This is a genomic window from Thermotomaculum hydrothermale, assembly GCF_016592575.1.
In the GTDB taxonomy this organism is placed as follows: domain Bacteria; phylum Acidobacteriota; class Holophagae; order Thermotomaculales; family Thermotomaculaceae; genus Thermotomaculum; species Thermotomaculum hydrothermale.
The window spans coordinates 300,908-315,085 of the sequence record NZ_AP017470.1; the positions used below are offsets into that span (position 1 = coordinate 300,908).

The following is a 14,178-nucleotide window of genomic DNA, read 5'->3' on the forward strand; positions in this document are numbered from 1 at the left end:
TATTATGAAATTTACTCCGATGGACATAATCAATAGAGATTTTTCAAAGAAATTAAGGGGATACAACAAAGAAGAGGTTAAGAACTTTCTCTCAATGGTTGCAGAGGATTTTGAGGAATTGATAAATGAAAATGTTCAGTTGAAAAAAAAGCTGCAGACACTTGAAAATGATTATGAGGATTTAAAAAAGAAGGAAGAGATTTTAAGGGACACACTTTTAATGGCACAGCAGACAAAAGAGGATATAAAAAACAATGCATTGAAAGAAGCTGAGATGATTGTTAAAGAGAGCGAAATTCAGGCTGAGAAAATAATAAACAATGCTTATCAGAAAATAGAAGATTTAAAGGGAGAGATAGAAGAGTTAAGGAGAGAGAAATTCAGGCTTGTCTCTGAGTTAAAGAGGGTGATTGAATTTACTGAAAGGTTTATAGAGGGAATTGAAGAGGGGCAGCAAAATGAGAATACTGATTAAAAATATAAAACAGCTTGTTTCTCCTGTTAATGAAGATTTTGCAATTCTCTCTGATTTTAAAAGGCTTTCAGTTTATGAGAATGTTTCAATTGTTGTTAACAATGGAATAATTGAGGAGATTATTGAAGAGCCTGACCCTGATATTGAAGTTGCAGGGGTAATTAATGCAAGGAATCAGGTGGTAATGCCTGCATTTGTTGACCCTCACACCCACCTTGTTTTTGCAGGTACAAGGGAAGATGAATTCAATATGCGAATTCAGGGCAAAACATATATGGAAATTGCAAAGGCAGGTGGAGGGATAAACAGCACTGTAAAAAAAACAAGAGAGGCAAGCGAAGAGGAGCTTTTCAAAACGGCAAAAAGAAACCTTCTTAAAATGATTGAGCACGGTATAGGCACCTTTGAGATAAAGAGTGGCTACGGGCTAAACATGGAAACAGAATTAAAGCAGTTAAATGTCATTCAAAGATTAAAGGAAACGATGCCTGTTGATATTAAGGCAACTTTTTTGGGAGCTCACGAGGTTCCCCCTGAGTACAGGGATAATAAACAAAAGTACATTGATTTATTGATTAACGAAATGCTTCCTGCGGCAAAAGAGCAGGGGATAGCAGAGTACTGTGATATTTTCTGCGAAGAAGGTGTTTTTGATATTGAGGAATCAAGGGAAATACTTACAAAGGCAAAAGAGTTAGGCTTTAAAATAAGAATGCATGCAGACGAATTAACACCTTTAGGAGGGGCTGAGCTTGCAGCTGAGTTGGGAGCAAAAAGTGCAGACCACCTTGTTTACATCACAGATAAGGGTATAGATGCAATGATTTCAAAGAATGTTGTTTTTGTTATGCTTCCAGGGACAACATTTTTCCTGATGTCTGAAAGGTACGCCCCTGCTAAAAAGATTGCAGAAAGAGGTGGAATAGTTGCCCTTTCTACAGATTTTAACCCTGGCAGTTCTTACACACATTCTATGCCAATGATTATAACCCTTGCATGTTTAAAAATGGGATTGACAATTGAGCAGGCAATAAATGCAGCCACAATTAACGCGGCATACTCTCTTGACTTACATAACAAAACAGGTTCAATACATAAAGGAAAGCAGGCAGACTTTATTTTCCTTGACATTCCGTCGTATAAATTTTTAGTTTACAATTACGGTGTAAATCACATAACAGCATTGATAAAAAAAGGAAAGGTTGTTTTCCAGAAATAAAAAAGGGGGATTTCCTTCCCCCTTTTTACAACTTTAAATGTTTTTAAATGGTAATAGAATAGATTATCTTTGCTTTCCCTTTTTCTAATAACTTAAAAGATTATTTCCTATTAAGGTTTTTTCAATAAGTTTAGTTCGTGAGGTTGCGGAATCAATTTTTTCTTCTTGCAAACCTGTTATTAGAAACATTCCCCAGAGATCAATAGCCCCTGTCATTTTGTATGGCATATAGGTATATGTGTATATGCCGCTTGGAAGATTGTTTGAATCAAGCCCCATAATTATACCCTGACTTGTCATTCCAGAGTAATAGGGAGAGGTGAATATCATCCAGCTTGCACTGTAACTTGAGCTAAAAGTATATGTAAAGCCTGAATATACGCATGAACCTAAAGGTAGAAATGTGCCGTAAATGGGGAGAATATTAGCATTTGAAAAGTCAGAGTTAGAGTAAGGAAAAACCAGGGTAAAGAGAGAGTAATAAGATGAGCCAACAACCGATGTCCCATCACTAATCTTTACTCCAATAACGCTGTAAATGTAATCACCGTTTCCAAAGGCATCAAAGAAAACATTGTCAGTATCGGGATTTAAAGGGGAATCTGCAAAAATTTTCTTCTCCTCACTACCATCGGGATTGATAAAAATAAATTGGAGTCTATATTTTGATAAATAAATGTATTTCCACGCAAATCCAATTTTTCCGTTGTAAACAAATGCTTTGTAAAATCGGCCAGATGACATGAAATTGTTGTTAATGGCTGTTTGTGAACCGTTATTGTCGTTTAATGTAACTATTGTGCCTGAGTCGGTACTGTGATCATGAAAGGCAACTATAACAGAGCCATTATAAGCACGGCCAACTATATTATTTTCGTCAGTTTCTGCAAGCCATGAGGTATTGTAATCCCCAACAGCTGTTTGCCAGATAGTATCTCCTTCCGGGCTTACTTTGGCTACAACATATTTCCCATTATCCCCTGTTCCTGCAAGAATAATGTTTTCTCCGTCTGAACTTGGGAAAATATCGTATGCAAAAACATTTGTACTCAATTCATACATTGCAAATTTACTGTCAGAATCGCTGTAAATCTTTCTTAAATAGTATTTGCTGTTATTGTAAACAAAAGTGTAATAATTGTAGTTTACATAAACTATTCCTCTCTGATAGGTAAATCCTTCAAAATACTCTTCGTTAGAAATAGATTGGTTAGGTACAGAGTTCATAGAAGGAGAAAATAGCAACTTATCGTTATCCATTCCTGAAATAACTATACCTGTTAAAGCCGGAAAATCAGTGTAAAAAATAACTGAGTCAATGTCACCAAAGCTATTTAATCCAAAAAAGTTATCAAAAAAGTCAACAACTTTTGTGTGAGCATTCATATCAAAGGATTTTGAAACAACCTGAGTTCCATCTTTATAGCCTTCTGCTGTTACAGTGATATCGTGATCAGAGCCGTTAAAAAGTGCAAAGCCGCTCCAGTTGAGCTTGTCATAGTAATTTGAAAGAGTCATTACAGCCTGCATACTTAAACTTTCTGGAAGGGAGAATTCAGCAGTACCTCCCCCTAAATCATCTTTGGCAATATAGCCTAACCTCACCCTAACAGGGTATGCCTTTGTTTTAAAAATACCGCTTGTCCCTCCAAATTGTCTTAAAGAAAGCCTGAGTTCTTGATTTTTTGGGATTGTTCCTGTTTGAGTTGTTACAACATTTCCATTGTCATCGTATAGGGTTAGTTCATAGTAAGCGTTTCCGTATAAAACAGGGTCAACAATTAAATAGGTTTCCCACGCATCACTTGAAGCATGGATGTGAGGTAAATAAAAAGTGTTAGCAGTTGCTCTCATACAAAATAGAATAAACACAAGAACCATTACTTTAAAAGTAATATTTTTGAATGCCATATTTTCCTCCTTCGGAAAAATTTTTTAACTTAATGCCAAAAAACTGGTTGATAAATTTAATTGCCTGAATTTTGTTGCTTAAGCTTAGTTAAAAGATATTCCTTTTTTTCTTCTTTGTAAAGTGATAACACTCACAATTTTTTATTTGTTTAAATTTTGAAAAGTTGATTTTAAAATTAATTTGTAGTTAATTTTTTAAATACCAGTTATATAACTTCTTTATTCCTTCTTCCAGCTCTACTTTGTGTCTCCAGCCTAAGGAATGCAAAACAGAAACATCTGTAAGTTTTTTATATGTTCCATCTGGTTTTGATGAGTTAAATATTAATTCTCCTTTAAAATTAATAGTATTTTTAATAAGGTATGCCAATTCTTTTATGGAGAGATCTTTTCCTGTGCCTATATTTATGTGGGTGTTTCTTATTTCAAATTTTGTGTAGTCACTTTTTACATCCTTAACTTCAGGAAATTTTAATTTTACAATATCCTCAAAATCTATTTTTTCCATTAAGAAAACACAGGCATCTGCCATATCTTCTGACCACAAGAATTCTCTTAAGGGATTTCCTGTTCCCCAGATTTCAACAAATGTTTTTTCTCCTTCTTTTTTTATTCCATATTTTGAGAGGATATTTAGTATTTCATTTTCCGGGGAATTCCCATTTATCCTTTCAAGAGGGTATTTATTAAAATCATCTCTAATTTTTCTCCAATTTCCCTGTTCCAATAGTTTCCCAAGGTGTATTTTCCTTATTAAAGCGGGAAGAACATGTGATTTTTCAAGGTCAAAGTTATCATTGTAACCATATAAGTTGGTTGGCATTACAGAAATAAAATTTGTTCCGTACTGTAAGTTGTAGCTTTCGCATAGTTTTATACCGGCTATTTTTGCTATTGCATAAGGCTCGTTTGTGTATTCAAGAGTGTCGGTTAAAAGGTATTCTTCTTTTATAGGCTGTGGGCAATTTTTAGGATAAATGCAGGTGCTTCCAAGGAATAAAAGTTTTTTCACCCCATATTTGTATGAAAAATCAATAACATTGTTTTGGATTTGAAGGTTTTGAAATATAAAATCAGCTCTGTAAACATTGTTAGCCCAAATTCCGCCAACCTTTGCAGCGGCAAGAAAAACATAATCTGGTTTATATGTTTTGAAAAAGTTTTCAGTGTTGGTTTGATTTGTTAAATCAAGATTAATCCACTTAGTTTCATCATTATCTGGTTTTCTATCATGGTAGGATGCAATAATGTTATTATATCCTTTTTCTTTTAACCTTCTTATAATTGCGCTTCCGACTAATCCAGTCCCGCCAGCAACAAATATTTTGCTGTTTTTTTCCATTAATCTTTCCTATAATTCACAGCTTTTAGTTATTTTAAATCCGCATTTTTTTAGTACAACATCTCTGTAATTTTTCTCAAGGTCGTTTTCAACCATGTCTCTGATTAAATCATCAACAGTGTGTTTAGGTTCCCAGCCTAATTTTTCTTTAGCCTTTGAGTAATCTCCCACAAGTATATCAATTTCAGCAGGCCTGAAATATTTAGGATCAACCTCAATAACGCTTTCTCCGATTAATTTTTTAGCATTGTTGACAATTTGTTCTATATGTTCGGTGTAATCTACATTTGCACTTTTCAGTTTTTTAGTAAGAGTATTTTCATCAATTCCCACAATAATTCCCTTTTCCTCAACTCCGCTTCCTTTAAATTCAATTTCCACCCCAAGTTCTTTAAATGATTTTTTAGCAAATTCTCTAACTTCAGAGGTTTTTCCTGTTGCAAGTACAAAATCTTCAGGTTCATCCTGCTGTAAAATCAACCACATTCCTTTAACATAGTCTTTTGCATATCCCCAGTCCCTCTTTGCGCTTAAATTTCCTAAAAATAGTTTTTTGTCAAGCCCCAATAGTATTCTTGCTGCCCCTCTTGTTATCTTCCTTGTTACAAATGTTTCTCCTCTAATAGGGGATTCGTGGTTGAAAAGTATTCCATTGCAGGCAAATAACCCGTATGCCTCTCTATAGTTTACTGTAATCCAGTATGCGTATAATTTTGCGACCCCATATGGGCTTCTCGGATAAAATGGCGTTTTTTCGTTCTGGGGGATTTCCTGTACCTTGCCGTATAATTCAGATGTTGATGCCTGGTAAATTTTTACTTTATCCTTTAACCCGAGCATTCTAACAGCTTCTAAAATCCTTAATGTGCCTAATCCATCGCAGTTTGCTGTATATTCTGGTTGTTCAAAGGAAACTGCAACATGGGATTGTGCCCCCAAGTTGTATATTTCATCAGGTTGAATTTCTCCAATTAGTTTGGTTAAGCTCAAGCCGTCTGTTAAATCTCCGTAATGAAGAAAAAAGTTTACATCTCTTTCGTGAGGGTCTTTATATAAATGGTCAATTCTTTCCGTATTGAACAAAGAACTCCTTCTTTTTATTCCATGTACCTCATACCCTTTTTCAAGAAGGAATTCTGCAAGGTATGCTCCGTCCTGACCTGTGATTCCAGTAATCAGTGCTTTCTTTTTGTTCATCAATCCCCCCAAACATAGCAATTTGATATTAGAATGATTTGTTTTTTAGTAAGCATGAGTCAGGGAATATATTTCTTTCTCACAAAACTTAATTGAAAGATGTGCTTGAATCCAAAATTTTTTCAAATTTACAAAAAAATCCCTTCTTTTTTTCATGCCAGAAATCATTTTATCATAAATAAAGTGCAAAAGTTTGTCCTTTTGGGAGGAATACTTTTCATTTTTATAAAAATTTTAACAAAATCAACTCAACTTTTTTTATAAGGTAGATTTTTTACTCCTTCCTGCTAAAATGAATAAGCCGTAGCTATTTTATTTTTAAAGGGGTTATAAATTGATTAGCTTTATAATGATGGCCAAAAATGTTGAAAATTATATTGCTGATGCAATTATTTCTTTGCAAAAAGAAAACAAGGTTGAGTGGGAATTGATTGTTATTGATGACCATTCAGAGGATAAAACCTTTGAAATTGCACAGAATTTTGCTCAAAACGATAAAAGAATAAGGATTTACAAAAATAAATACAGGGGCAAGGTTTTAGGTACAAATTATGGATTTTCACTATCAAAGGGAGATATTATAAAGTGCATAGACTCTGATGATGTGCTTTTGCCTGATTTTTTCAATTTTTATAAAGAGATGAAAAATTATGATGCCCATTGCCACAGCGCTTATATTGTTGATTCAAATCTGAAAAAATTACATCTTTACAATGTAAACCCCCTTTTGCTTCAGAAAGATTACAGTTTTGTCCTTGAAAACCTGGTAAGTATTCCTAAGTGGTCGTGGTCTTTTAAGAGAGAAATTGCAGAAAAAATTTTCCCTATGCCTGAGTCAATCCCATTTGAAGATGTCTGGATGTCTTTAAGCATAAAAAAGAATGCGGGAGGCATTTTATTTATTGAGAAACCGCTTTACCTTTACAGGCAACACGGAAATCAGACTTTCGGGGGTATTGCCAATTTTAGTAAAGATGTGGTTATCTTCCGTGCCAACAGGCTTTTAAGACTGATTGAAGAATTGAAAAAGGAAGAGAGAATAATAAACGGTTTTAGCCCTGACATTTTTAATAAAGCAATTCTTTTTAACAAACTTATGGCAAAGGAGAAAATTTCTTTTGCAGAGGTGTTAAAAGCAAGTTTGCCATTATCTTTAAAATTAAAAATATTGCTTATTAAAAAATTCCCCTTGCTTGCAAGGTATGCAATTGTTTTAAAGTGGAAGATTGATAAATTGGTTTTGAAAAAATAGTTTACTACCATTGTTTTCAAAGAGTTAAAAATTAGATAAACTCGGACAATTTTCTTGAAATAACCCCCTTTTAATCCCTTATTTTTCATTCCTTGACAGTGAAAAAACCGTGTGTTAACTTTGAGTTGAATAAGATAAAGGGGGATGTTGTGAAAAAGACTCCACTGTACGACGAACACATAAAATTAGGTGCGAAAATGGTTGAATTTGCAGGCTTTAACATGCCTGTACAATATAAGGGTGTAATTGAAGAACACATGACTGTTAGAACAAAGGTTGGTATGTTTGATGTTTCCCACATGGGGGAATTCAGGGTTAAGGGAAATCAGGCTTTTGATTTCGTTCAATATTTAACAACCAATGACGTAGCTAAACTGTCTATAAAGCAGGTTCAATACTCTGCCTTCCCAACTGAAAAGGGAACAGTTGTTGACGATTTGCTTGTGTATAAGGTAAATGATAACGAATACCTCCTCGTTGTAAATGCCGCAAATATTGAAAAAGACTTTGCACATCTTTCAAAGTTTGTTGATAAGTTTGATGTTTCTTTAACAAACGAGTCTGATGACACTGCCCAGATGGCTATTCAGGGGCCAAAGGCTGAAGATACAATGTTTAAAATTTTTGGTGATGTTGTTAGAGAGATGAAGTATTACTGGTTTGACTATGTTGAATTTGAGGGAGAGACCTGCCTGCTTTCAAGAACAGGCTATACGGGAGAAGACGGGTTTGAAATTTACTGCAAACCTGAGTTGGCATCAAAAATCTGGAACAAAATTCTTGATGCGGGAGAGGAGTTTGGTATTGAGCCCTGTGGATTGGGAGCAAGAGATACTTTGAGATTAGAGGCAAGGATGAATCTATACGGCAACGACATGGATGAAACAACAACAGTTTTAGAGGCAGGATTAGGCTGGATTTGTAAGCTTGACAAGGGAGACTTTTTAGGAAGAGATGTTCTTTTAAAGCAAAAGGAAGAGGGTTTGAAGAGAAAACTTTACGGCTTTGAAATGATAGACAAAGGAATACCGAGACACGGTTACCCTGTTTTCCACAACGGTGAAGAAGTTGGAGTTGTCACAAGCGGGAGTTATGCACCATATTTGAAAAAGAATATTGGCCTTGCCTATCTTCCAATTGAACTTGCAAAGGCGGGAAATGAGATTGAAATAGGAATAAGGAAAAAGAGGGCAAAGGCAATTACGGTTAAAACACCTTTTTATAAAAGGCCTAAAAAATAAAATAAAGGAGATGTGTTATGTATCCAAAAGATTTTCGCTATACCAAAGACCATGAATGGATTAAGGTTGAAGGAAATACCGGTATTGTTGGGATTACAGACTATGCTCAAAAACAATTAGGGGATATTGTTTATGTTGAACTCCCTGAAATTGACGATGAGTTTTCAAAGGGGGATGAGGTTGCAACTGTTGAATCTGTAAAGGCTGCATCACCTATTTTTATCCCTGTTTCAGGAAAGATTGTTGAAATTAATGAAGAACTTGAAGATTCCCCAGAGCTGGTAAACCAGGATCCTCACGGAAAAGGCTGGATATTTAAGGTTGAACTTTCAGATGAGAGCGAATTAGAAGAGCTTTTAACTGCTGAGGCTTACGAGGAATTAATTAAGGCAGAAGGGGAGTAACAATGAGCCGCTTCCTTCCTCTCTCTGACAAAGAGAGAGAAGAAATGTTAAAGGAGATAGGAAGAGAAGATTTATTCTCTCCTATCCCTGAGGAGTTGCGGTTGAAGGATAATTTAAAAATCAAAGCACACTCTGAAAAAGAGGTACTTGATTTCTTTAAAAAACTTGCAGATATGAACAAAAACCTCACCTCTTTTGCAGGTGCAGGTATTTACCACCACTTTATCCCATCAGCAGTTGATTATCTTTCAATGAGGGAAGAGTTTTTAACAGCATACACTCCATACCAGCCGGAAATATCTCAGGGCACATTGCAGGCTATTTTTGAATACCAGACAATGATGAGCAACATTCTCAACATGGAAGTTTCAAATGCCTCAATGTACGACGGGGCAACTGCTTTAGCGGAAAGTATCTTAATGGCAAAAAGGATTGTTAGAAAGAAGAACACAGTTGCTATCTCAAAGGGAGTGCACCCACACTATTTAAAGGTTGTAAAAACATATTTGAAGAATTTAGGGATAAACATAATTGAACTTGAATTAAAGGATTATGCAACAGACATTGAAGGGTTAAAGAAACTCCTCTCTGAAAACGATGATATTTTTGCTGTTGCAGTCGGTTACCCTAACTTTTTTGGAAATGTTGAAAACTTAAAAGATATTGTGCCTATTGTTAAGGAATACGATAAAAAGGCAATTGTAATAACCTCAACAACAGAGCCTCTTGCATTTGGATTAATTGCACCTCCGGGAGATTTTGGCGTGGAGATAGCCTGCGGAGATGCACAATCATTTGGTAATTATCCTGGTTTTGGCGGCCCTCTTTTAGGGTTTCTTACAACCACAATGAAGCATGTAAGACAGATGCCTGGAAGGGTTGTGGGAAAAACTAAAGATGTTGACGGTAAAACAGGCTATGTTTTAACCTTGTCTGCAAGGGAGCAGCACATTAAAAGGGAGAGGGCAACCTCAAACATCTGCTCAAACCAGGGCTGGTGTATGTTGAGGGCAACTATTTACCTTTCTTTGCTTGGTGAAGAGGGATTTAAAAAACTTGCTTCCTTAAACTATTCTTTAAGCGAATACGCAAAAGAAAAGATAAACAAAACTAAGCACTTTAAGGTTTTAAACACCAAACCAACATTCAACGAATTCCTTGTGCAAACAGATGTTGACTTTCTCAAATTTAGAGATATGTGCGAGGAAAACGGAATTTTCCCCGGCGTTCGCCTTGCAAAATTTGGCCTTGATAAAGACAAGTTTATCCTTACCTGCACCGAGGTAATTACAACTGAAGATATTGACAAACTTATAGAATTGATGGAGAAGGCACAATGAAAACCTTGAGAGATAAAGAAAAACTTATATTTGAATTAAGCGTTGAAGGGAAAACGGGGATTGACATTGATTTTCCTGTTAAAGAAAAGGCTTTTGAGGGTGAATACAAAAGAGAGGGAGAAATAGGGCTTCCTCAGGTCTCTGAAGTTGAGGTTGTAAGACACTTTACAAGGCTTTCTAAAATGAATTACGGTGTTGACGACGGATTTTACCCGTTAGGCTCTTGCACAATGAAACACAACCCAAAAATGAATGAAAAAGTTGCCACAATGGAAGGCTTTTTGTACTCCCACCCTATGTTTTCATACAACCTTGTTCAGGGAAGCCTAAAGGCAATGAAGGTGTTGCAGGATTACCTCTGCGAGATTACAGGGATGGATTTTTGCACCTTACAGCCTGCGGCAGGGGCACACGGGGAATTAACTGGAATGATGATGGTAAGAAGGTATCACGAGAAAAAAGGAAATCCGAGAAAGTATGTTCTAATCCCCGATTCAGCCCACGGCACAAACCCTGCAACTTCAACCTTTGCTGGCTATCAGGTAATTGAAATAAAGTCTGATGAAACAGGCTGTGTTGATTTGGAGGCATTGAAAGAGACTGTAAACGAGGATGTTGCCGCTTTAATGCTGACAAATCCAAACACATTAGGTGTATTTGAAAAAAACATAAAGCAAATTGCAAATATCCTTCACGAAAAGGATGCACTGTTATACATGGATGGGGCAAATATGAATGCCTTAATGGGCATTGTCAAGCCTGGTGAAATGGGCGTTGATGTAATGCACCTGAATTTGCACAAGACATTCTCCACCCCCCACGGTGGCGGAGGCCCAGGTTCAGGCCCTGTTTGCTTTAAATCCCACTTAAAAGACTATCAGCCAGTTCCTGTAATTGAGGGAGACGATGATAACGGCTATACAATGAACTGGAATCTTCCTGATTCAATTGGCAAGGTTCACGGCTTTTACGGAAACTTTCTTGTTACCTTAAAGGCGCTTGCATACATTATGGCAATGGGTGGGGAAGGATTAAAGCAAACAACAATTGACGCTGTTTTAAACGCAAACTATGTGAGGGAAAAATTAAAAGGCTATTACAACCTGCCGTTTAAGTCTGAAACATTACACGAGGTTGTTTTCAATGACAAAATTCAGGAAGAATACGGCGTTTCAACCCTTGACATTGCAAAAAGGCTTATTGATTACGGAATTCATCCGCCTACAATTTACTTCCCGCTAATTGTTCACGGGGCAATAATGATTGAGCCTACTGAAAGCGAAAGCAAGGAAGAGATTGATTACTTTGTTGAGGTAATGAAAAAGGTTGCCGAAGAGGCAAAGGAAAACCCTGAAATATTGCATGAAGCACCTCACTATACACCTGTAAGAAGGCTTGACGAAACACTGGCGGCAAGAAAGCCGGTACTAAAATGGGAGAGAGAAAATGATTGATAATAGAGTAAAAAAACTTGCAAAGATAATAGTTAATTATTCAATTGAGGTTAAAAAGGGAGAAAAGGTTTTAATTGACACAACAATTGATGACATCTCCCTTGCAACCGCACTTATTGACGAAATTTACAAAAAAGGCGGAATGCCGTTTGTAAACTTTATGGATAATAGGATTTTAAGAAAGATTTTAATGAAGTCAAATGCTGAAATGTGGAAGTTAAAGGCAAAGTACGATGCTCCCTTTATGGAAGATATGGACTGCTATGTTGCTATTAGAGGGCATTTAAATGTTGCAGAATTTGGGGATGTACCATCTAAGAGGCTTGCTGAGTATCAAAAAGAGTGGCTTCACCCTGTTCACATGGAAATAAGGGTACCAAAGAAGAAATGGGTTGTAATGAGGTGGCCTTCACCTTCATTTGCCCAGAGTGCAAATATGCCCACTGAAAAGTTTGAAGACTTTTTCTTCAATGTTTGCACCCTTGATTACTCAAAAATGTCAAAGGCAATGGACCCACTTGTTGATTTAATGAACAAAACAGACAAAGTGCACATTAAGGGCAAGGGAACTGATTTAACATTCTCTATAAAAGACATCCCTGCGATAAAATGCGACGGCAAAATGAACATACCTGACGGAGAAGTTTTTACAGCGCCTGTTAAAAATTCTGTAAACGGCTATTTAACTTATAATGCGAGAACACTCTATCAGGGAACAATATTTGACGAAATTTACCTTGAATTTAAAGACGGAAAGATTGTAAAGGCAGAGGCGGGAAAGAAAACAGAGAGGTTAAACCAGATTTTAGACACAGACGAAGGGGCAAGGTATATTGGTGAATTTGCATTAGGCTTAAACCCTTATGTTGAAGAGCCAATGCTTGATATTCTCTTTGACGAAAAGATAAAAGGCTCATTTCACTTTACCCCGGGCAATGCTTATGACGAGGCTGACAACGGCAACCGCTCCGCAATTCACTGGGATATGGTTTGCATTCAAAGGCCAGAATACGGCGGCGGAGAAATTTACTTTGACGGAAAACTTATCCGCAAAGACGGCCTCTTTGTTATCCCTGAATTAGAACCCCTGAATCCTGAAAACCTAAAATAAATTAAAAATAAAATCCAAAAAACCATTTGCCCCGCTAAAATGCGGGGTTTTTTTGTCACGTTTTTTGTTTGTGTGCATTTTGTGACAATGTTTATTTTTCTTGATATTATTGAATTTTTACTGTATATTATAGGAAGATTGCAAAAGAAGCGTGACAGGGGGTTGAGAGTTGATTTTTGAAAGAAAGAAGTTGCTTGAAGACTTAGGTGGTATAGAGGAGCCTGTTGTTAAAAATAAAGAATGGCTTTATCTTCTTGAAGAAGAAACAAGAAACTCAATAATGATTGAAGGTTTTTTTGTAGATAATAAGGAATTAAAGGAGGTTTTAAGCAGATCTTCAAATTTGACGAGAAGCCAGAAAGAAGCTTTTAACTATTTTTCAACTGCCAAATTTGTTTACGGTTTAGGTTACCAAAATTACAGGGAAAATGAATTTGAATTAACCATTCCTTTAATTCGCCAGATAAACAAAGAATTAGGTGGAGAGGGTGAGTTTAGAAAGGGTAGCATTACAATTACAGGTTCAAAGATTGAGCCACCAGAATTTAATTTAAAAGAATGGGTTCAATTATTTGTTGAATATGTAAAAAAGAGTTTTTCCTTGAATGAAGAACAATTTATAAGTGCTCTTTGTGTTTCACATGCTTTTTTTGAGGAGATTCATCCTTTTGAGGATGGAAATGGAAGAACAGGCAGGATTTTGCTGAATTACATTTTAATAAGTAAGGGATTCCCTCTTGTTATTATTAAAGGGTTAAAATCTAATAAGGAAAAATATTATTCTGCACTTGAAGAGATTGATAAGCAACATTTAAAACTGTTTTCTGAATATAAAACGAAGATTCCTGAAAAAGAATTTGCTTTGAAAATTCTAAATGATACAAATCCAAAAAGTTTAAAAAGAATTATTGAATCTTCATTGAGGGAAAGTATAGATAGAATGATAATAGGAAAACTTTTGAATAAGGGAGAAAAATTAGTCCCGGTTTCTGAATTGCTGAAACAATTAGGTTACAAAGAGGGGAGTCATAGAAAATTGATAGAAAGAGGAAAAATAATTGCAGTTAAAGAAAAAAATACCTGGTTTAGCACAGAGAATATTTTTGACATGTTTTTGTGAATGAGAATGCTATTTTTATGGAAATTCTTTTTTCACAGATTTTTTTCTATTCCCTTTTACAACCAAAATATCTAAGAATATCAGGCAACAAAGAACAAACATTGTAAGGATT

The 14,178-nt window shown here is 35.8% G+C and carries 12 protein-coding genes; 9 read left to right on the plus strand and 3 right to left on the minus strand.

Annotated features, from left to right (window positions below; all coding sequences use genetic code 11):
* Nucleotides 1-4: 4 nt before the first annotated feature.
* On the plus strand, nucleotides 5-475 hold the full coding sequence (locus TTHT_RS01370) for a DivIVA domain-containing protein (RefSeq protein ID WP_201328249.1): 471 nt from the start codon (nucleotides 5-7) through the stop codon (nucleotides 473-475).
* A complete protein-coding gene (hutI, locus tag TTHT_RS01375) occupies nucleotides 459-1,694 on the plus strand; it encodes an imidazolonepropionase (RefSeq protein ID WP_201328250.1) in 1,236 nt (411 codons plus the stop codon). The genes TTHT_RS01370 and hutI overlap by 17 nt, the downstream gene beginning before the upstream one ends.
* 84 nt (nucleotides 1,695-1,778) lie before the next feature.
* Here the strand turns inward: hutI and TTHT_RS01380 are convergent, their stop codons facing one another.
* The 3 genes from TTHT_RS01380 to gmd form a co-directional block, all read right to left on the minus strand.
* Nucleotides 1,779-3,605, minus strand: coding sequence for a hypothetical protein (locus TTHT_RS01380; RefSeq protein ID WP_201328251.1), 1,827 nt, complete (start codon nucleotides 3,603-3,605; stop codon nucleotides 1,779-1,781).
* A gap of 187 nt (nucleotides 3,606-3,792) precedes the next feature.
* Nucleotides 3,793-4,947: a GDP-L-fucose synthase family protein gene (locus TTHT_RS01385; RefSeq protein ID WP_201328252.1), complete on the minus strand. Its 1,155-nt coding sequence runs from the start codon at nucleotides 4,945-4,947 to the stop codon at nucleotides 3,793-3,795.
* Between the two features lie 9 nt (nucleotides 4,948-4,956).
* Nucleotides 4,957-6,144, minus strand: coding sequence for a GDP-mannose 4,6-dehydratase (gene gmd / locus TTHT_RS01390; protein ID WP_201328253.1), 1,188 nt, complete (start codon nucleotides 6,142-6,144; stop codon nucleotides 4,957-4,959).
* A gap of 334 nt (nucleotides 6,145-6,478) precedes the next feature.
* Between gmd and TTHT_RS01395 the strand changes: the two genes are divergently transcribed.
* The 7 genes from TTHT_RS01395 (at nucleotide 6,479) to TTHT_RS01425 (ending at nucleotide 14,066) form a co-directional block, all read left to right on the plus strand.
* Entirely contained in the window at nucleotides 6,479-7,396 is a 918-nt protein-coding gene (locus tag TTHT_RS01395; RefSeq protein ID WP_201328254.1) for a glycosyltransferase family 2 protein, read from the plus strand.
* Between the two features lie 149 nt (nucleotides 7,397-7,545).
* The gene (gcvT, locus tag TTHT_RS01400) at nucleotides 7,546-8,637 is read left to right on the plus strand and encodes a glycine cleavage system aminomethyltransferase GcvT (RefSeq protein WP_201328255.1); all 1,092 of its coding nucleotides are present in this window, start codon (nucleotides 7,546-7,548) and stop codon (nucleotides 8,635-8,637) included.
* 17 nt (nucleotides 8,638-8,654) lie between these two features.
* Entirely contained in the window at nucleotides 8,655-9,041 is a 387-nt protein-coding gene (gene gcvH / locus TTHT_RS01405) for a glycine cleavage system protein GcvH (RefSeq protein ID WP_201328256.1), read from the plus strand.
* 2 nt (nucleotides 9,042-9,043) lie between these two features.
* The gene (gene gcvPA, locus TTHT_RS01410; RefSeq protein WP_201328257.1) at nucleotides 9,044-10,381 is read left to right on the plus strand and encodes an aminomethyl-transferring glycine dehydrogenase subunit GcvPA; all 1,338 of its coding nucleotides are present in this window, start codon (nucleotides 9,044-9,046) and stop codon (nucleotides 10,379-10,381) included.
* Nucleotides 10,378-11,835, plus strand: coding sequence for an aminomethyl-transferring glycine dehydrogenase subunit GcvPB (gcvPB, locus tag TTHT_RS01415; RefSeq protein WP_201328258.1), 1,458 nt, complete (start codon nucleotides 10,378-10,380; stop codon nucleotides 11,833-11,835). The genes gcvPA and gcvPB overlap by 4 nt, the downstream gene beginning before the upstream one ends.
* On the plus strand, nucleotides 11,828-12,946 hold the full coding sequence (locus tag TTHT_RS01420; protein WP_201328259.1) for an aminopeptidase: 1,119 nt from the start codon (nucleotides 11,828-11,830) through the stop codon (nucleotides 12,944-12,946). Before gcvPB ends, TTHT_RS01420 begins: the two co-directional genes overlap by 8 nt.
* Before the next feature lie 169 nt (nucleotides 12,947-13,115).
* A complete protein-coding gene (locus TTHT_RS01425) occupies nucleotides 13,116-14,066 on the plus strand; it encodes a Fic family protein (protein WP_201328260.1) in 951 nt (316 codons plus the stop codon).
* Nucleotides 14,067-14,178 lie beyond the last annotated feature (112 nt).